General features: G+C 69.7%; 17 protein-coding genes. 10 read left to right on the plus strand and 7 right to left on the minus strand.

Translation table 11 applies throughout. From position 1 onward, the window contains the following. Positions 1–315: 315 nt before the first annotated feature. The 3 genes from AC6LKG_RS05115 (at position 316) to AC6LKG_RS05125 (ending at position 4,238) form a co-directional block, all read left to right on the plus strand. Positions 316–2,478 (plus strand): TonB-dependent siderophore receptor, encoded by a 2,163-nt coding sequence (locus tag AC6LKG_RS05115; protein WP_498163226.1) that lies wholly within the window; start codon positions 316–318, stop codon positions 2,476–2,478. Positions 2,479–2,620: 142 nt separating this feature from the next. Further along, positions 2,621–3,796: a GGDEF domain-containing protein gene (locus tag AC6LKG_RS05120; RefSeq protein WP_498163227.1), complete on the plus strand. Its 1,176-nt coding sequence runs from the start codon at positions 2,621–2,623 to the stop codon at positions 3,794–3,796. Between the two features lie 4 nt (positions 3,797–3,800). Next, positions 3,801–4,238, plus strand: coding sequence for a hypothetical protein (locus AC6LKG_RS05125; RefSeq protein ID WP_498163229.1), 438 nt, complete (start codon positions 3,801–3,803; stop codon positions 4,236–4,238). A 43-nt stretch (positions 4,239–4,281) separates the two neighbouring features. Here the strand turns inward: AC6LKG_RS05125 and AC6LKG_RS05130 are convergent, their stop codons facing one another. After that, a complete protein-coding gene (locus AC6LKG_RS05130; protein ID WP_498163230.1) occupies positions 4,282–4,704 on the minus strand; it encodes a hypothetical protein in 423 nt (140 codons plus the stop codon). A gap of 251 nt (positions 4,705–4,955) precedes the next feature. Between AC6LKG_RS05130 and AC6LKG_RS05135 the strand changes: the two genes are divergently transcribed. The 6 genes from AC6LKG_RS05135 to AC6LKG_RS05160 all read left to right on the plus strand — a co-directional run bounded on the left by AC6LKG_RS05135 (position 4,956) and on the right by AC6LKG_RS05160 (position 9,867). After that, the gene (locus AC6LKG_RS05135) at positions 4,956–5,936 is read left to right on the plus strand and encodes a Bug family tripartite tricarboxylate transporter substrate binding protein (RefSeq protein ID WP_498163231.1); all 981 of its coding nucleotides are present in this window, start codon (positions 4,956–4,958) and stop codon (positions 5,934–5,936) included. Between the two features lie 59 nt (positions 5,937–5,995). Continuing rightward, positions 5,996–6,952 carry a tripartite tricarboxylate transporter substrate binding protein gene (locus AC6LKG_RS05140; protein WP_254607581.1) on the plus strand — a complete coding sequence of 319 codons (957 nt, stop codon included), beginning with the start codon at positions 5,996–5,998 and terminating at the stop codon, positions 6,950–6,952. 85 nt (positions 6,953–7,037) lie between these two features. After that, positions 7,038–7,682, plus strand: coding sequence for a flavin reductase family protein (locus AC6LKG_RS05145; protein WP_498163233.1), 645 nt, complete (start codon positions 7,038–7,040; stop codon positions 7,680–7,682). Positions 7,683–7,719: 37 nt separating this feature from the next. Continuing rightward, the gene (locus AC6LKG_RS05150; RefSeq protein ID WP_498163234.1) at positions 7,720–8,334 is read left to right on the plus strand and encodes a glutathione S-transferase family protein; all 615 of its coding nucleotides are present in this window, start codon (positions 7,720–7,722) and stop codon (positions 8,332–8,334) included. Between the two features lie 13 nt (positions 8,335–8,347). After that, complete coding sequence (locus AC6LKG_RS05155) at positions 8,348–8,962, plus strand: carboxymuconolactone decarboxylase family protein (RefSeq protein ID WP_063583702.1); 615 nt, start codon at positions 8,348–8,350, stop codon at positions 8,960–8,962. Further along, a complete protein-coding gene (locus AC6LKG_RS05160; protein WP_498163236.1) occupies positions 8,959–9,867 on the plus strand; it encodes an amidohydrolase family protein in 909 nt (302 codons plus the stop codon). The genes AC6LKG_RS05155 and AC6LKG_RS05160 overlap by 4 nt, the downstream gene beginning before the upstream one ends. Positions 9,868–9,880: 13 nt before the next feature. On the opposite strand, the gene AC6LKG_RS05165 is transcribed toward AC6LKG_RS05160, so the two are convergent. The 6 genes from AC6LKG_RS05165 to AC6LKG_RS05190 all read right to left on the minus strand — a co-directional run bounded on the left by AC6LKG_RS05165 (position 9,881) and on the right by AC6LKG_RS05190 (position 17,621). Continuing rightward, complete coding sequence (locus AC6LKG_RS05165; RefSeq protein ID WP_498163238.1) at positions 9,881–10,843, minus strand: LysR family transcriptional regulator; 963 nt, start codon at positions 10,841–10,843, stop codon at positions 9,881–9,883. A gap of 63 nt (positions 10,844–10,906) precedes the next feature. Next, on the minus strand, positions 10,907–11,878 hold the full coding sequence (locus tag AC6LKG_RS05170; RefSeq protein WP_498163240.1) for a Bug family tripartite tricarboxylate transporter substrate binding protein: 972 nt from the start codon (positions 11,876–11,878) through the stop codon (positions 10,907–10,909). 44 nt (positions 11,879–11,922) lie between these two features. Then, a complete protein-coding gene (locus AC6LKG_RS05175; protein WP_498163242.1) occupies positions 11,923–14,253 on the minus strand; it encodes an acyl-CoA dehydrogenase family protein in 2,331 nt (776 codons plus the stop codon). Then, positions 14,250–15,473, minus strand: coding sequence for a CaiB/BaiF CoA transferase family protein (locus AC6LKG_RS05180; protein ID WP_498163244.1), 1,224 nt, complete (start codon positions 15,471–15,473; stop codon positions 14,250–14,252). The genes AC6LKG_RS05175 and AC6LKG_RS05180 overlap by 4 nt, the downstream gene beginning before the upstream one ends. A 94-nt stretch (positions 15,474–15,567) precedes the next feature. Further along, a complete protein-coding gene (locus AC6LKG_RS05185; RefSeq protein ID WP_498163245.1) occupies positions 15,568–16,365 on the minus strand; it encodes an enoyl-CoA hydratase/isomerase family protein in 798 nt (265 codons plus the stop codon). 35 nt (positions 16,366–16,400) lie between these two features. After that, positions 16,401–17,621, minus strand: coding sequence for a CaiB/BaiF CoA transferase family protein (locus AC6LKG_RS05190; protein ID WP_498163247.1), 1,221 nt, complete (start codon positions 17,619–17,621; stop codon positions 16,401–16,403). A gap of 182 nt (positions 17,622–17,803) precedes the next feature. On the opposite strand from AC6LKG_RS05190, the gene AC6LKG_RS05195 reads away from it, so the two are divergent. Next, on the plus strand, positions 17,804–18,949 hold the full coding sequence (locus tag AC6LKG_RS05195; protein ID WP_421428929.1) for an alpha-hydroxy acid oxidase: 1,146 nt from the start codon (positions 17,804–17,806) through the stop codon (positions 18,947–18,949). Positions 18,950–19,068 lie beyond the last annotated feature (119 nt).

Below are 19,068 nucleotides of genomic sequence, written 5' to 3' on the forward strand. Positions count from 1 at the left end.
TGACCCCGGATTGTAGATGAGTGACGGATTTGTCACGCCGCGTCACGCGTGCCGGCGGCCGGGCGCCATGTCGCATCCGTTGGGCGCCGCCGCCATCGAAGCCGTCACCGGTGGGCTGTCCGGGCTCGTCGCCTTCCTGGCCGTCGGCAATCAGGGAAGCGCGCCGTTGCGGGTTACCCGACCTCGGCGGCGGGTGGCTGAACGGGACGGCGCAGGGCCATTCCTGGCAACTTCCTGAAAAAGCGTGGCTATAATTCCGCTCTTCTTTGGAATAAGACTGGTTCTTATTTCCAGTCTTGTTGGAATGGAGTGTCAATGGTTGCCCGCCCGTTATCCCGCCTGCGTCTGGCGTTTCCCCGCGCCCAGTACGTTCCCCTTATCGTCTTCGGATTGGGCGTCGCCACCAACGCCGCCGCCCAGTCCGCCGCCGAGATCCAGTTGCCCGCGGTGACCGTCACCGGCGCGGATGTCGAGCAGACCGCGACGGGGCCGGTGCAGGGCTTTGTCGCCAAGCGCGCCGCCACCGCCACCAAGACCGACACGCCGGTGGTGGAAACGCCGCAGTCGATCAGCGTCATCACCCAGGATCGCATGACGCTGCAGGGCGCCCAGTCGGTGCAGCAGGCGGCGGGCTATACCGCCGGCGTCACGGCCGGCGCGTTCGGGCCGGACAATCGCGGCGACTCCATCAAGATCCGCGGCACCGATTCCACCCAATACCTCGACGGCCTGCTCAACGCCGTGGGGTCCTACAACAACACCCGGCCCGATCCCTACGCGCTGGAGCGCATCGAGATCCTGCGCGGGCCGTCTGGCATGCTGTACGGGCAGGGCGCCATCGGCGGCATCGTCAACCAGATCAGCAAGCGGCCGCAGCCCGAAGCGATGCGCGAGATCGGCGTCAGCTACGGCAACCACAACCGCAAGCAGATCCAGGCCGACCTCACCGGCCCGATCGACGAAGACGGCAAGTGGCTGTATCGCGTGGTCGCGCTGGGGCGCGACAGCGACAGCTCGGTCAAATACGTCGACGACGATCGCTATTTCATCGCGCCATCGTTGACCTGGCGGCCCAGCGCCGCCACCTCGTTGACGCTGCTGGCCAATTTCCAGAAAGACAATAGCGGATCGATGGTCGGCTTCTTCCCCTGGCGCGGCACGCTCACCAGCACGCCGGCCGGCCGCATCCCGCAGGACTTCTTCGTCAGCGAACCCGACTTCGACAAGTACACCGCCAGGCAGAGCGCGGTGGGCTACCAGTTCGAGCACGCCTTCAACGACAACGTCACGGTGCGGCAGAACCTGCGCTACACGCACAGCGAGGTCGACTATCGCAGCATCTACACCGCCGGCTTCAACGGCGCCGGGCACGGTTGGGTGCCGGGCAGCGACACGCTGCTGCGCCGCGTGATGTACCAGAACCAGCCGACCCTCAAGCAGTTCGTGGTCGACACCCAGGGCCAGTTCAAGTTCCAGACCGGCCCGATCCGCCACACCCTGCTGACCGGCGTCGATTACCAGCGCTCCGTGCTGGATGCGCGCCAGGGGGTGGGCGGCACGGTCGCGCCCATTGACGTGCATAACCCCGTGTACGGCAACTTCACGCCGCCCACCTCGACGGTCAATGCGCCGACCTCGCGCGGCAACCAGTTGGGCTTCTACATGCAGGACCAGCTCGAATGGGAGCGTTGGCTGTTGATGCTGGGGCTGCGCCATGATCGCTCGCGCGCGTCGGTGGACGATACGCCGTCCGGATCGCGCGATGACAGCGAGATGAGCAAGCGTTTTGGCCTGATGTACCGCTCCGAGGCCGGCCTCAATCCGTATCTGAGTTACTCGGAATCGTTCCAGGGCCTGGCGGGTTTCAACCGTGCCAACCAGGCGTTCAAGCCGTTGCGCGGCAAGCAATGGGAGGCCGGCCTGAAATACCAGCCGCCGGGCGAAAACCTGACGGTCACCGCCAGCGTGTTCGACATGACCGAGAAAAACCGCAAGGTCGCCGGCGTGGTCAACGGCATTGCCGACACGGTGCAAGTGGGCGAGGCCCGCACCAAGGGCGCCGAACTGGAAGCCCTGGCCTCGGTGGGCAACGTCGATCTGGTGGCCACCTACACTTTCCTGGACGCCAAGGTGGCCAAGGGCACGCCGGCCGAACAGGGGCGCCAACTGGCCAGCATTCCCCGGCACATGGCGTCGTTCTGGGCCAACTATCGCTTCAGCGTGCTGGGTACCCCCGGTTTCCTGGCGGGAGCGGGCGTGCGCTACAACGGCAGCAGCGACGACGGCACCGGCAACAACGGCGTGCCCGCCGTCACCCTGTATGACGCCGTGCTGGCCTACGACGCGGGTCCCGTGCGCCTGGCGCTGAACGTCACCAACCTGTTCGACAAGCAATACGTCGGCACCTGCCTTGCCCGTGGCGACTGCTTCTTCGGCACCCGCCGCACCGTGATCGGGAGCGTGACCTACCGGTTCTGACGTCCCGCCGGGATCGCGGTCAAATTGGGGACTTATTGCCCCGGGCGACCGCTTTCCCGTCACCTATCCGCGGCGGATTTCCCCCTAAAATTGCGAACGCCGCCGCAATTTCCTCCTGGCGTGCCACTCCTTTCCGGCCGAGATGCACGTCGATCTCCTCACCCTGTACTTCATCACCATCGGAACGCTGCTGGCCAGTGCCGGCCTGACGTTCTGGGAGCACCGGTCCCACCCCAACCGCGGCCGCTCGCTGGGCATCCTGGCGGCCGGCTTCGGCACCCTGGCGGTGGGTTGTATCTGCGCCTTGTTCCGCGCCGACCTGCCGGCCGCGATCGGCGCGCCGCTGAGCAACCTGATCATCCTCGGCGGTTACCTGCTGGTGCTGGACAGCGTCGCCTCGCTCAGTGGGCGCCATTACCGCAAGCGTTCGATGGGCTTGCTGGCGGTCATGGCGCTGACCTGGCTCGCGGCCGGCGTGCCGGGGCAGGACGTGGTGTGGAAATACGTCAGCGCCTTGCCCATCGCCGTCGTCAGCGCATTGACCGCATGGGAATTGCTGCGCTGCGATTCGATGCGGATGCTCAAGACCCGCAACTTTGCCGTGGCGGTGGCGGCGGCGCACGCGCTGATCTATTTCGGCCGCGCCTTCCTGCTGCCGTGGTGGGTGGCCGTCGAGGGCCCCTCCGTGCAACTGCTGGCCAGCAACATCACCATGTACGAAGGGGTGCTGTATTCGGTGCTGCTGCCGATGACCCTCATCAAGCTGATTCGCGAGGAAACCCACATACAGTTGGTGCTCGAGTCGCAGACCGACTACCTGACGCGGCTGGGCAACCGCCGCTGGTTCTTCGAGCAGGGCGCGCGCCTCATCGCGGCCAGCGCGGGGCGCGAGCCGATCGCCGTGCTGGCGTTCGACCTGGACCAGTTCAAGGCCATCAACGACCGCTACGGCCACCACACCGGCGACCTGGTGCTGGCGGCGTTCGCCACCGTGGCCCGCGACGCGCTCGGGCCGCAGGTCATCCTGGCGCGCCTGGGCGGCGAGGAATTCGCCGCGCTGCTGGCGGGCGACGACGCGCGCCGCGCCCATCAATTGGGGGCGGCGGCGGCCCGCGGCTTTGCCACCACCATCGCCAACCCGGCCGACGGCCTGGGCATCGCCGCCACGGTCAGCATCGGCCTGGCCTATTTCGACGAAGACGTGCCGCCGCTGGCCGATGCGCTGGCGCGCGCCGACCTGGCGCTGTATCGCGCCAAGTCGCTGGGCGGCAACCGGCTGGAAGCGGCCCTGGCGCCCGAGCGCGCCGCCGCGGACTGAATCCATGCAATCACAGCCCTACCACTATATCCGCCGGCTGGAGGTCGTGCCCCTCAGTGTGCGCGGCGCGCCAGTCAGGACCGCCTGGTTCCTGCAGGGGGGCGTCTTCGCGGGCGCGTTGGGCTTCTGGGGCCTGGCGACGCCGCCGCACTCGGTATGGGGGTTCTTTTTGCTGGCGCCTGGCCTGCTGGCCCTGATCGCAGGCGTGGCGCTGTGGCGCAAGCGCTATGTGCGCGTCCAGGGACTCTGTAACCTGGAGGCCAACGCCGACGGCCACGTCTTCTATACGCGTATCGGCGGCGAGTGCCCGGTCTGCGACGGCGAATTGGCGGTCGGGGAGGTCCGGCGGCCGGGCGGGAGGGGCAAGATGACAGTCTGGCAATGCAGCCGCGACCCGAGCCATGTCTGGGCATTCGACGCCAAGGTCTTGCCTGATCTATAGGAGATAGGCGCGGTCGGTGCCCGCTCGGAGCGTCCCGCTGGGCTCAGTCCGCGTCGCGCCACGGCTTGCGCCGCCGTGTCCGCGGCTTGGGCGCTACGCCGATGCGCGGATCGCGCGCCAATGCCAGTTCCACCAGCCGGCCTGCGAGCGTCTCGAAGGCTTCGTCGGTCTGCGGCAGGTACAGCCACTTGCCCAGCACCGGATGGGGGTGCAGGCTTGGCAGCTCGGCCAGCAGCGCCGCATGGCGGTCCTGCGACGAGCACGCCAGCACGCCGCTGAAGGGCTCCCCGCGGTCGGCCACCACCAGGTACAGCGCCCCGTCCAGGTAGGCGGCATCGCAGCCGAACATCTTGCGATGCAGATAACCGGGATCGCGTTCGATGGGGTCCAGGATCCACAGCAACGAATTGACGCGGGCGGCGCGTTGCCGGGCGGGGGGCGAAAACGGATCGGCGCGGCGGGACATGGGGCAGGCGGGACGCGTGAACAATCGGGAAGTGTCAGACGATAGCCGATCACGGCGGCCGTCGCCGGGTGTGGCGGTCGGACTTTGCGCCGCAAGCAGGCGCGCCATTGATGCGAGCCTTTTTCCAGTGTCATCTTCGCCTTCCGGCCGCTATGCGTCCGCACAAAGCAGATATGCGATTCGGCGCATAGCGCCGCTGGCGCCCCGCGCCTACCATGCTGCAAACACAAAACCCCCAGGGTGGAGACAGCATGAGAATGGCAAGTACGCTGACCGCGGTCAGCCTGTGGCTCGGTGCGGGCCTGATATCCGTGGCGGCAGCGGCGGGAAATTACCCGGAGCGTCCGGTGAAGCTGATCGTGCCGTTTCCGGCCGGCGGGGCCACCGACCTGATGGCGCGCTCGCTGGCGCAGGGCCTGGGCGAAAAGCTGGGCCAGACCGTGGTGGTGGAGAACCGCGGCGGGGCGGGCGGCACCATCGGCGCCGAGGCCGTGGCCAGCGCCGCGCCCGACGGTTACACACTGCTGTACTCGACCATGGGCGTGCTGACCATCAACCCGTCGCTGTACCCCAAGCTGCGCTACGACCCGCAGCGCAGCTTCGCGCCGGTATCGCTGACCAACCTCACCTCGAACCTGCTGGTGGTCAACCCCGACCTGAAGGTCAACTCGGTCGCCGAACTGGCCGAACTGGCGCGGCAGCGGCCGGGCGAGCTGACCTTCAGCTCTTCGGGCAACGGCACCACCAGCCATCTGGCCGGCGAGATGTTCAAGACGGCGGCGCATGCCGACATCCGCCATATTCCTTACAAGGGCACCTCGGGCGCCATCAACGACTTCCTGGCCGGTCGCATCTCGATGATGATCGACACCTCGTCCAACTTCATCGAGCAGGTCAGGCTGGGTAAGGTGCGGGCGCTGGCCGTGACCAGCCGCCAGCGGCTGGCGGCGCTGCCCGAAGTGCCGTCGATGTCGGAGACGCCGGGCTTCGAGGACTACGAGGTCAGCCTGTGGTCCGGCGTGCTGGCGCCGGCGGGCACGCCACGTCCCGTCATCGACCGCCTGAACGCCGACATCAAGGCGGTGATGACGTCGCCGCGGATGATCGAGCGCATGGCCGGCTACGGCATCCAGACCACCCACAGCACGCCCGAAGCCTTCGCCGAACGCATCCGCGTCGATACGGCGAAATGGGCGCGCATCATCGAACAATCCGGCGCGCGCGCCGACTGAGGCCCCGGCGCCCGGCCCGCCCGGCGGCCGGGCCCCTGGAAGGAAATCCCATGCGATTGATGCTTCGATCCCTGCTGGCGGCGGTGGCCCTGTCCATCGGCGCCGCGTCCGCGGCGGCGGCCTATCCCGACCGGCCCGTCATCCTGGTGAATCCCTACGCCGCCGGCGGCCCCGCCGACGTGGTGGCGCGCAGCCTGGCGCGGGCGCTGGAAAAGCGCCTGGGCCAGCCGGTGGTGGTGGAGAACAAGCCCGGCGGCGGCGCCTCCATCGGCACCGGCTTCGTGGCGCGCGCCAAGCCGGACGGCTACACGCTGCTGCTGGGCACCTCGGCCGGCCACGTGGTCACGCCGCTGATGCAAAAGACCGTGTACGACGGGGTCAAGGGTTTCGCCTTCTGTTCGGTGGTGGCGGTGCAGCCCATCATGCTGGTGGTCAATCCGTCGCGCGGCATCCGCTCGGTGTCCGAGCTGATCGCCCGCGCCAAGGCCGAACCCGGCAAGTGGAGCTACGGCTCGGCCGGGGTGGGGGGCGCCACGCACCTGGGCGCCGAACTGTTCCAGCAGGTCGCCGGCGTGCAGTTGAACCACATTCCCTATGCCGGCGCCTCGCCCGCCATCAACGACGTGGTGGGCGGCCAGACCGACCTGGCCATGCTGAATCTGTCGGCCAGCCTGCCGTTCATCCGCCAGGGGCGCCTGCTGGCGCTGGCCTATGCGTCGGACAAGCGCTCGCCCTTGCTGCCGGACGTGCCGACGCTGGCCGAGGCCGGCGTGGCGGGCGCGGACGCGGCCACCTGGTACAGCCTGGCCGCGCCGGCCGGCACGCCCGCCGACATCGTGCGCACCCTGAGCGACGCCGTCCGGGCCGTGAACGACGATCCCGACTACCGCCGCGTCATGCAGGAGCAGGCGATAGCGTTGATGGCGCTGTCGCCGCGGGAAGCGGACGCCTACGTCGCCAAGGACCAGGCCGACATGCGCAGGCTGCTGGGCACGCTGGGCTTGCTGGCCAAATGAACACAGGGTCACCGGACACACGACCACGCATGCCCACGGCCGCCGGCCAGGCGCGGACGCGGCGCCGGCCACCAGGAACGCATCCATGAACTTCGATTTCAGCGAACTCAGCGCCACCAACGCCTTCAAGCTGCTCTCCAGCGTGGTGGTGCCGCGCCCCATCGCCTGGGTGGTGAGCCAGTCGGCGCAGGGGCAGCGCAACGCCGCGCCGTTCTCGTTCTTCAACGTGGTCAGCAGCGATCCGCCGATCGTGGCGCTGGGCATCGGCCCGCGCGGCGGGCAGTTGAAGGACACCTCGCGCAACATCCTGGAGACCGGCGAGTTCGTCATCAACCTGGTGTCGGCCGAACTGGCCGCGCAGATGAACCACACCAGCCTGGACTACGTGGCCGACGTCGATGAACTGACCCGCGCCGGGCTGGCGGCCGAACCCTCGCGGGTGGTCGCGCCGCCGCGCATCGCGCTCAGCCCGGCGGCGCTGGAATGCCGCGTGTGGCAGGTGCTGGATGCGGCGCCACAGCGCGTCATCGTGCTGGCGCGGGTGGTGGCGCTGTACCTGCGCGACGACGCGCTGCTGGACGCGCAGCGCTTCCATGTGGACACCCCCGCGCTGCGCCTGCTGGGCCGCATGCACGGCGCCGGCTGGTACGCGCACACCAGCGACCTGTTCCAGATGCGCGCGCCGGACGCCGCCAACGATCCGGCGGTGCGGCCCGCGCAGGGCCATTGAACCGCGTCACGATTTCAAATTTCCTGGGAGCCTCTTGATGAAACTGCATTGGTCGCCGCGCTCGCCCTTCGTGCGCAAGGTGATGATCGTCCTGTACGAAGCCGGCATCGCCGACCGCGTGACGCTGGTGCGCACGCCGGTCGCCATGGACAAGCCCAACCTCGACCTGGTGGCCGACAACCCGCTGATCAAGCTGCCGACGCTGGTGCTGGACGACGGCACGCCGGTCTACGACTCGCGCGTCATCTGCGCCTATCTGGACGGCCTGGCCGGCGCCGGCCTGCTGCCGGCGGACCCGGCCGCGCGCCTGCTGGCCGAGCGCCGCCAGGCGCTGGGCGACGGTTTCCTGGACGCGCTGCTGTTGTACCGGCAGGAGCGCAACAAGCCGGTCGAGAAGCAGACCCAGGCCTGGCTCGACGCCTTCGCGCTGAAGACCCGCGCCGTGCTGGCCGTGCTGGAAGCCGATGCGCCGGCCCTGCGCGCCAGCCGCTTCGACCTGGGCCTGATCGCCATCGGTTGCGCGCTGTCCTATCTGGACTATCGTTTCCCGGACCTGGCCTGGCGCGACGGCCATCCGGCGCTGGCCGCCTGGCACCAGGACTTCAGCGCGCGGCCCTCGGTTGCGCGCAGCCAACCCGACGAAACGCCTTGAGCGAAGGACGATGATGAGCCGCATTCCCCTGCCCACGCCCGACAGCATGAGCGACGACCAGAGGCGCGTCTACGAACGCATCGTCTCCGGCCCGCGCGGCCGGCTGGTCGGCCCCTTGCGCGCCGCGCTGCACAACCCCGAACTGGCCGAGCGCTGGCAGGCGCTGGGCGCCTTGCTGCGCTTTGGCACCAGCCTGCCGCCGCGCGTCAGCGAACTGGCCATCGTGGTCACCGCGCGCCGCTGGAACAGCCAGATCGAATGGCACATCCACGCCCAGGCCGCCCGCGCCGCCGGCATTGCCGACGCGGTGCTGGACGCCATCCAGGCCCGGCGCGAACCCGTATTCGACAACCGCGACGACGAGATCGTCTACGCCTACGCCCGCCAACTGCAGGAGACCGGCCAGGTCGAGCCCGCCTTGTACGCCGAGGCGGTGCAGCGCTGGGCCGCCGTCGGCGTGGTCGAACTGACCGCCGTCATCGGCTACTACACCATGGTGTCGATGACGCTGAACGCGCACGAGATTCCGATGCCGGACGACGCGCCCGCGCCGCTGGACGTGCCGCAACAGGACGGCTGGCCGGCGCTGAGCCGGTTGGCGCCGCTGGTCGGGGAGGGCAAGGCATGACTGCGTCCGCCGACTCCACGCAACCCTACGCGCCCGACAGCGTCGAGACGCCGCGCATGCCACAAGCGCCCACCGAACCGTTGCCGCCTCTTGCCTGCGACACGCATTGCCACGTGTTCGGCCCCTACGAGCGCTTCCCGCTGTGGCATCCGTCCTCTTACGCCGCGCCCGACGCGTCGGCGCAGCGCTACCTGCGCATGCTGGACGCCCTGGGCGCCGCGCGCGGCGTGCTAGTGCAGCCGGCACCCTATGGCACGCATCCCGAAGCCTTGCTGGACGCGCTGGCGCAGGGCGGCGACCGCCTGCGCGGCATCGCGGTGGCCGATCCGTCGGTCAGCGACGCGCAACTGCGGGCCCTGTATGACGGCGGCGTGCGCGGACTGCGTTTCGTCGAGGCCCGCGATCCCGCCGGCAATCTGTTTCCGGGCAGCGTGGGGTTCGACCAGGTCGCCGCGCTGGCCCCGCGCATGAAACACCATGGCCTGCACGCGCAGTTGTGGGCGCCGTGCGATACCTATCTGCGCCACCTGCCGGCGCTGGCGAAGCTGGACCTGCCGCTGGTGATCGACCACCTGGGCAGCCTGGTCCCGGCGCGCGGCGACCAGGACCCGGCGTTCCAGTTGCTGCGCGGCCTGCTGGCCGACGGCCGTCTGTGGATGAAGCTGACGCTGTGCCGCGTCGGCAGCGCGCCGGACTACGAGAATGCGCGCTTCATCCACGACGCCTTCGTCGCCGCCAACCCCGACCAGGTGCTGTGGGGCTCGGATTGGCCGTTCGTGCGCATGGGCGCGTCGGCGCCGTCGGCCGACGTCCTGGTGGCCGTGGCGCAGCGCTGGCTGGGCGATGAGGCCCTGCGCCGCAAGGTCTGGGTCGACAATCCCGCGCGGCTCTACGGCTTCGCCTGAAGCGCCGGCCCCCTCAGGGGCTGGCGTGCCACACGCCTTCTCCACCGATCTCGCGCACCAGGGCCTGGATCTGCGCCGCCACTTCGGTGACGGTGCGGCCGGGTCCCTTGGCGCGGGCGAACGCCATCGAGATGATGCGGCCCATGCTGGGATCGCGCAGCGCCGCGATGCCGAGCCGGCCCTCTTGCACTTCCTGCCACACCGCGTGCAGCGGCAGCACCGTGTACATGTGCTCGTGCTCGACGATGGACTTCATCAGCGGCAGCGAATCGGCCTCGATCAGCGGCGCGATGCTGATCTTGCGCGCCCGCGCCAGCCCGTCCAGCGCATTGCGCAGGCCGTTGGGCGCGCCGGGCAGGATGAAGGGCAGGCCGTCCAACTGTTCGAAGGCGACCTCGCCGCCGCGCGTCAGCGGGTCGCCCGCCGCGCCCACCAGGTACGAATCGACCGAGGCCAGCGCCTGTTCGCCCGGCGGGCATTTGTCGCCATAGCGATACAGGATGGCGATATCGACGCGGCTGTCGGTCAGCCATTCCTCGATCTGGCCGCTGGAGCCTTCCAGGATTTTCAGGTGCACCTTGGGAAACTGCTTGCGCAGCCGCGAGAACAGCCGCCGGATCAGCGGATGCGCGGTGGACGGCAGCAGCCCCAGCGTGACCTCGCCGGCCGGCTCGCGCGCCTCGCCGTTCAGCTCCAGTTCCAACCGCTCGGCGTCGCCCAGCAGCGTGCGCACCAGCGGAAACAGGCGCTCGCCCACTTCCGACAGGTGCACACCGCGGCCCGTGCGGTTGAACAGCCGCGCGTTGCACTCGCGCTCCAGCGCGTTGATGCGGCGGCTCAGCACCGACTGGTCCTGGTCCAGGTAAAGGGCGGCGCGCGAGATGCTGCCCAGTTCCGCGATCGCCAGGAAGGCCCGCCACTTGTGCAGGTCGGCGGTGACATCCAGGCTCAGGCCCGTGGCTTTGGCAGGCGGCATGATCGATAGGGCGGCAACGGTGGAAACGGCATAAGGGTACGGCAAACGCGGCCCGTCATGGGCTTATTGCAGCCCCAGCTTGCCGCGCTGGATCACGTCGCCCCATTTCTTCGACTCGGCCTGCATCAGCGCCTGGTAGGCCTCTGGCGTGGTGGCTGCGGGGATGGCCCCCTGGTCGATCAGCTTTTGCCGCAGGGCCGGTTCGGCCAGCGTCTGGGCGATGGCCTGCGACATCTTCCGCACGATCTCCGGCGGCGTGCCGGTCGGAGCGATGATGCCGTAGTTCGATTCCACGATCACGCCGGGAAAACCCGCCTCCTTGGTGGTCGGCACGTCCGGCAGGCCCTCGAAGCGCGTCGGGCTGGCCACCGCCAGCGGCCGCAGCTTGCCGGCCTTGATGAAGCCCAGCACCGCCGAGGCATCGCCCGGAAACATCTGCACTTCGTTGGACAGCAGCGCCGTGATGGCCGGCGATGCCCCCTTGTACGGCACGTGCATGATGTCGATGCCGGTCTGCTGCTTGAGCAGCTCGCCGCCCAGGTGCGGGGTCGTGACGTTGCCGGCCGAACCATAGTTGTACTTGCCGGGCTGGCGCTTGGCACTGGCGACGAACTCGCCCAGCGTGGTGTCGGGCAGGGACGGATTGACCGCGATCACCAGCGGGATGCGTGCCACCAGCGACACGTACTGGATCTTCGACACGTCGTAGGGTACCTTCATGACGTGCGGCAGGCCGGTGATGGCGCCCGGGACGCCGAAACCGAAGGTATTGCCGTCGGGCGTGGCGCGCACCGTGGCATCCACGCCGATGGTGCCGCTGGCGCCGGCCTTGTTCTCGATCACGATGGTCTGGCCCAGCCGCTGGCCCAGCGCTGGCGCCAGCAGACGCGCCAGGTTGTCGACCGAGCCGCCGGGCGGGTAGGGCACGATCAGCCGGATCGGCTGGCTTGGCCAGGGTGCGGCTGCGTGGCCCGGGGCGGTAAAGGCGGCGCCCAGCAGCAGGGCGGCCGCCGTCAGTGCGGTTGCTTGCTTCATCTGTCTCTCTCCTGTGGCGCCGGCATCGGGCCGGCGCATTGTTGTCATGCGCCTTCCAGGCCCAGTTGCTTGGCGTAGATATTGCGCTGGATCTCGTTGGTGCCGCTGAAAATGGTTGCCGCCAGCGCGTTGACGTACGGCGCCAGCGCGTGCACCTGACCGTTGCCATAGCCCAGCCGCATGGCCGCGCCGCCGTATTCCTCGGCGATCTGGATCAGCAGGGCGCCCAGCCGCTCGTGCGTCTCGGTGGCCCACACCTTCAGCAGCGACAGCTCGGGCGGCAGCGGCCGGCCGGCCTTGGCCTGCTCGGCGAAAACGCTGTACATGGCGGTCAGGTCGGCCGCGTCCAGCCGCAGTTCGGCCAGCCGGTCGGCGAATGCCGGGTCGGCCAGCAGGCCGCGCTGGCGCGCGATGCTGAAGATCTGCTGCAGGGCATGGTTGGCGTGCTTGGGGCTGCCGCTGAACAGGCGCTCGAAGCCCAGCAGCGCCTTGGCGATGCCCCAGCCGGCGTTCAGCTCGCCCACCAGGTTGGCGCGTGGCACGCGCACCTGGTCGAAGAACACCTCGCAGAATTCCTCGTGCCCCGACAGCGTGCGGATGGGCCGGCGGCTCACGCCCGGGCTGTCCAGGTCCACCAGCAGGAAGCTGATGCCGGCCTGCTTCTTGACGGTCTTGTCGGTGCGCACCAGCATGAACATGTGGGTCGCGTCCTGCGCCAGCGTCGACCACGTCTTCTGGCCGCTCACGATCAGGTCATCGCCGTCCACCAGCGCCTCGCAGCGCAGTGAAGCCAGGTCCGAGCCGGCGTTCGGCTCCGAATAGCCCTGCGCCCACACCGCCTCGCCCGACAGGATGCCCGGCAGGAAGCGCGCGCGCTGCTCCTCGGTGCCGTGGCGGATCAGGATCGGCCCCAGCATCACCAGCCCCTGGTCCGGCGCGCGCGCCACGCCGTGGCGTTCGGCTTCCTCGATGAAGGCGATCTGGCGCGCCGGCGACAGCGCCATGCCGCCGTGCTCGCGCGGCCACGACGGCGCGATCCAGCCCTGGCGCGACAGCGTGAAATACCAGTCCTTGATCTCGTCCCAATGCAGCCGCCACGGCACGTGGCGCAGATGCTCGGGGTAGTGGGCGCGGAAGAAGCCGCGCACCAGCCGGCGGAAGTCGGCTTCCGGCATGCCATTCCAGTCGGCCTCGCGCGGGAAATCCGTGATGGGCGCGGCGTCGTCGTCATCGGCGCCGGGCGCGGGCAGCGCGGCCAGCGCGCCGTAGCGCTGGCGATGGGCGGCGGCATTGCCCAGCCAGGCGGCCAGGTGCAGCGCGCTGCGGAAATACAGGCTGACGTCGCATTCCTCGGTGTAGCCGATGGCGCCGTGCAGTTGGATCGCCAGCCGTGCCGCCTCCAGACCGGCGCGCGCGGCGCGGGCCTTGGCGCGGCTGGCCAGCGTCTTGCGCAGGGTGGCGTCGTCCGGTTGCGCGGCCAGCGTATCGAGCGCGTCCAGCAGGCTGTTGGATGCCAGCTCGACCTGCATGGCGGCATCCACCAGCCGGTGCTGCAAGACCTGGAACGACGCCAGCGGCCGGCCGAACTGCTGGCGCGTGTTCAGGTAGGCCACCGAATCGGCCAACACCTGCCGCGCCACGCCCACCAGTTCCGCCGACTGCATCAGGCGGCCCAGGTCCAGCGCCTCGTCGACCGCGTCCAGCACGCCGTTGCGCGCCAGCAGCGCGTGCGCCGGCACCACGGCCGATTCGATCGCCAGGTGGCAGGCGGCGGCGCCGTCGGCGCGCGCGTGGACCTGCGCGGTCACGCCCGGCGTGCCGGCCGCGACGTAGAACAGGGCGGTGCCGCGCTCGCCATCGGCCGTGACCAGCCAGCCATCGACACCGGCCCCCGGCACCACGTGGCGCTTCTCGCCATTGAGCACATACGCGCCCTCGCGTTCGATCACGCTGACGCCGAAGGCCGTGGCGGCCTCGCCGGCCTCCAGTTGGCCCTCGGTTTCCTGCCAGGCCAGCCCGAGCAGCGTTTCGCCGCCGCACACAGCCTGCAGCAGCGCATCGCGCCGCGCCGCATCGACCGGCGCGATCCGCGCCAGCAGCGCGGCCGGCAGCACGCCGGCGGCGCCCAGCGGCTCCGGCAACTGCGCGCGGCCGGCTTCCTCCAGCACCGCCGCCATCGCCCGCCAGCCCAGGCCCAGGCCGCCCAGCGCCTCGGGCACGCTCATGCCGAGCCAGCCGACCTCGGCGATCTCGCGCCAATAGGCGCGGTCCGGCGGCGCCTCGGCGCGCTTGCGCTGGCGCTGGTCGCGCCGTTGCAGGAAGTCGCGCGCGCTGTCGCGGATCTCTTCGATCAGGTCATGGTCGACGCCGTTCATACGATGCCCTCCGCCTGCAGCCGGGCGATCTCGTCGTCGGACAGCCCCAGTTCGGCGCGCAGGATCTCGGCCGTGTGCTCGCCCAACAGGGGCGGCGGCAGGCCGCCCGTGATCGGCGTGCTGGAAAAATGGATCGGGTTGCGGATGACTGGCAGCGCGCCCAATTGTGGATGCTCGACGCTGCCCAGCATCTCGCGGTGGCGCACCTGCGGGTCCTCGAACACCTGGTCCATGGTGTAGATCGGTCCGCAAGGCACGTTGGCCGCCGCCAGCGCCTGGTTCCAGTCCTGCACGCCGCGGGCGCGAAGCGCCGGCTCGATCAGCCGCGACAGTTCGGGCTGCGCGGCGGCGCGCTTCGGGTTGGTATCGAAGCGCGCATCGCGCCCCAGCTCGGGCAGCCCGATCACCTCGCAGAAGGCGCGGAACTGCGAGTCATTGCCCACCGCCACCATCAGGTGGCCGTCCCGGCATTCGAAGGCGCGGAACGGCGCGGTGATCTGCGAGGCCGATCCCATGCGCGCCGGCAACTGGCCGCTGGCCAGGTAGTTCATGCCGATGTGCGACAGCGCCGCGATCTGCGCGTCCAGCAGCGCCAGATCGATGTGCTGGCCCGCGCCCGACACCTGGTCGCGGTGCCGCAGCGCCGCCAGGATGGCGCACACCGCGTAGAAGCCCGCCGTCAGGTCCGACACCGAGTAGCCCGCCTTGACCGGCCCCGCGCCCGGCTCGCCGTCGGGCACACCGGTCACGCTCATCAGTCCGCTCATGGACTGGAAGATCGGGTCATAGCCCGGCAGGTGGCTGTAGGGCCCGCTCTGGCCGAAGCCGGTGATCGAGCAATACACCAGGCGCGGATTGAGCGCCGCCAGCGCGGCGTAGTCCAGCCCGTAGCGGCGCAGGTCGCCGGCCTTGAAGTTCTCGATGAGGATGTCGGCCTGCTGCGCCAGCCGCCGCACCAGCGCCTGGCCCTCGGGCCGGGAGATGTCGATGGTCAGCGACTTCTTGCCCCGGTTCATGGCCACGAACGACGAGGTCTGCGGGCTCGGCGCGCCGTCGCGGCCAGGCAGCGGATAGCCCTGGTGGCGCACGTCGTCGCCGCGCCCGGGGCGCTCGACCTTGATCACGTCGGCGCCGAAGTCGGCCAGCATCTGCGCCGCCCACGGCCCCGAAAACACCCGGCTCAGGTCCAGCACCTTCACGCCGTCCAACGCGCTCGTCATGTCGTCTCCTTGTCTTTTTTGCGAAGTGTAGGCAGCGCCGGGCCTTGCACCTACGGCGCCGCCGCAATAGCTGTTATGCGCGGGGCCCGTGCCGCTAACGGCCCTGGAACACCGGCGCGCGCTTTTCCAGGAAGGCGCGGCGCGCCTCCATGGCGTCCTCGGTCTTGGCGATGGCCGCCGTCATGTCCTGCTCGTAGCGATAGCCGTCGCGCAGGCTCATGTCCTCGATGGCGTTGAGCGTCTGCTTGGCCAGCATGGTCGCCAGCGGGCTCTTGGACGCCAGCTCGCGCGCCAGTTCCAGCGCGCGTGGCATCAGCGCGTCCGCCGGCAGCGCTTCCTCGACCACGCCGAGCCGGTACAGCTCGTTGCCGTCCACCCGCAGCCCGGTCAGCATCATGCGCCGCAGCCGCGAATGGCCGAACAGCCGCATGCCATGGCGGCCGCCGCCCAGCAGCCCGACGTTGATCTCCGGCAGGCCCACCACCGCGTCGGACGCCGCCAGCAGGATGTCGCACGAGGCCACGATCGCCAGCCCCGCGCCCAGCGCCGCGCCGTTGATGGCGCCCACCACCGGCTTGGCGCATTCGCGGATGGCATGGAAGCACTCGCGCGTGCGGCGCGAATGCTGCGGCAGGTCGCCCGGCCCCTTGATGGTGGCGGCGCGGTTCTTCAGGTCGGCGCCGGCGCAGAAGGTCTTGCCCTGGCCCGACAGCACCACCGCCCGCACCTCGGGCGTCTCGGAAATGCGGTCCAGCACCCACGACAGCTCGTTCATCATCTCGGTGCTGAGCGCGTTGACGGGGGGATTGGCCAGCAGGATGGAGGCGACGCCGCCGTCGAGGCTGACGTCCAGCGCGGTGTAGGGCCCGGCCAGGTTTTCCGGCATGGTCATGGTGTGTCTCCTTGTGGTCCGGTCTGTGGGGCCGGTCAGATGATCTTGCGGTCGCGGTAGTCCTGGATCTGCGCCGCGCTCAGTCCCAGTTCGCCCAGCACCTCGTCGGTGTGCTGGCCCAGCAGCGCCGGCGCGCGGTCCACCCGCAGCGCCGATTGGCCGAAGCGCAGCGGGTTCATCACCTGCGGCACCTCGCCGGCGGCAGGGTGGGGCAGGCGCCGCAGCATGCCGCGGTGCAGCACCTGCGGGTCCTCGAACACCTCGGGCACCGTGTTGATCGAGCCGGCCGGCACCCCGGCCCGCTTGAGCAGGTCCAGCCAGTGGGCGCGCGGCTCGCCGATGAAAATGGCGTCCAGCAGCGGATCGAGCGTGTCCAGGTTCTTCACGCGCTGGCTGTTGCTGACATAGCGCGGATCGCGCGCCAGGCCGGGCTGGCCCAGCGCCTCGCACAGGGTGGCGAACTGCGCGTCGTTGCCCACCACGATGACGATGTCGCCATCGGCGCAGGCAAAGGTGCGCTGCGGCTGGATATTCGGGTGCGCGGTGCCGGTGCGGCGCGGCACCCGCCCGCCCAGCAGGAAGTTCATGGCCTGGTTGGCCAAGAGGCCCACCTGCACGTCCAGCATGGCCACGTCGATGTACTCGCCCTGGCCGGTCTGCGCGCGCCGCAGCAGGGCGGCCACGATGCCCAGCGCCGCGTAGACGCCGGTGGTCAGGTCGACGATCGGCACGCCCACCTTCTGCGGCCCGCCGCCCGGGCGGTCGTCGCGCTCGCCGGTCACGCTCATCAGTCCGCCCATGGCCTGGATCAGGAAGTCGTAGGCCGGCTCGGCCGCGCGCGGCCCGGTCTGGCCGAAGCCCGTCACCGAGCAATACACCAGGCGCGGGTTGATCGCCGACAGCGACGCATAGTCCAGCCCCAGCCGCGCCAGCGTGCCGACCTTGTAGTTTTCCAGCACCACGTCGGCGTCGCGGCACAGCTGCTTGACCAGCGCCTGGCCCTCGGCCGTCTGCAGGTCGAGCGTGATCGAGCGCTTGCCCCGGTTGGTGGCCACGAAGTAGGCGCCATCCGCCGTGTCGCGGCCCTGCTCGTCCTTCAGGAAAGGCGGTCCCCAGGACCGGGTGTCATCGCCCTGGCCGGGCCGCTCGACCTTGATGACATCGGCGCCCAGGTCGGCCAGGATCTGGCTGGCCCAGGGGCCGGCCAGCACGCGGCTCAGGTCGAGTACTTTCAGGTTTGATAACAGCGGCTGCAACGCCTTCTCCTTGACTGCTGTGTAGTGCGGCCAGTCTAGGATTTCCGCGCCGCGGCAGGCCCCACCCGGATGGCAAAGCTGTTATGCGTGGCGCGCCGCCGTCCCCGGTACAATTCGGCCCATCATGCCCGGGTCGCAAGGGGCATTCCGCTAGTCCGTGCAGCGTAGACAAAGGTCCCCCGATGCGCCTGAACCAGTGCCAGAATTTCCACGACTTTCGCCGCATGGCGCGCCAGCGGCTGCCCGGCCCGATCTTCAACTACATCGACGGCGCCGCCGACGATGAGACCACCTACCGCCGCAACACCGAGGCCTTCGAGGCCTGCGACCTGGTGCCCGACGTGCTGCGCGGCGTGGCGGATGTGGACATGTCCGTCACCGTCATGGGCCAGAAGCTGGCCATGCCGGTCTATTGCTCGCCCACCGCGCTGCAACGCCTGTTCCATCACGACGGCGAACGCGCCGTGGCCGCCGCCGCCGGCAAGTTCGGCACCATGTTCGGGGTTTCGTCGCTGGGCACCGTCAGCCTGGAAGAGGCGCGCCAGATCAGCGGCGGCCCGCAGGTCTACCAGTTCTACTTCCACAAGGACCGCGGCCTGAACCGCGACATGATGGCGCGCGCCAAGGCCGCCGGCGTGCAGGTCATGATGCTGACGGTCGACAGCATCACCGGCGGCAACCGCGAGCGCGACAAGCGCACGGGCTTTGCCATCCCGTTCCGCCTGAACCTGGCCGGCATCGCCCAGTTCGCCATCAAGCCGGCCTGGGCCATCAACTACGCCACCCACGAGCGCTTCCGCCTGCCGCAGCTCGACGGCCACGTCGACATGGGCGGCGGCGCCATGTCCATCAGCCGTTATTTCACCGAGATGCTCGACCCCGCCATGACCTGGGACGACGTCGCCGCCATGGTGCGCGAGTGGGGCGGCCAGTTCTGCCTGAAGGGCATCATGTCGGTCGAAGACGCCCAACGCGCCGTCGACATCGGCTGCACCGGCATCGTGCTGTCCAACCACGGCGGCCGCCAGCTCGACGGCTCGCGCAGCGCCTTCGACCAGCTCGCCGAGATCGTCGACGCCGTCGGCGACCGCATCGACGTGATGATGGACGGCGGCGTGCAGCGCGGCACGCACGTGCTCAAGGCGCTGGCGCTGGGCGCCAAGGCGGTGGGACTGGGCCGCTACTACCTGTTCCCGCTGGCCGCCGCCGGGCGGCCCGGCGTGGAACGGGCGCTGGAGCAGATGCGCGTGGAGATCGAGCGCGCGATGAAGCTGATGGGGTGCCGGACGGTGGCGGAGCTGCAGCGCCGGCACCTGCGGTTCCGCTGAAGCGGCCGCCGGCGGCGGGTTTGATACAGTCGCGCAATTGCCCGATTAACAGAAACACCCCGCCGGTGGACCGCCGCCCGTCAGTTGGATAGCAATCCGGCTTGCGGGATTTTGAGGGC

Source organism: Achromobacter sp. 46006 (assembly GCF_059761975.1).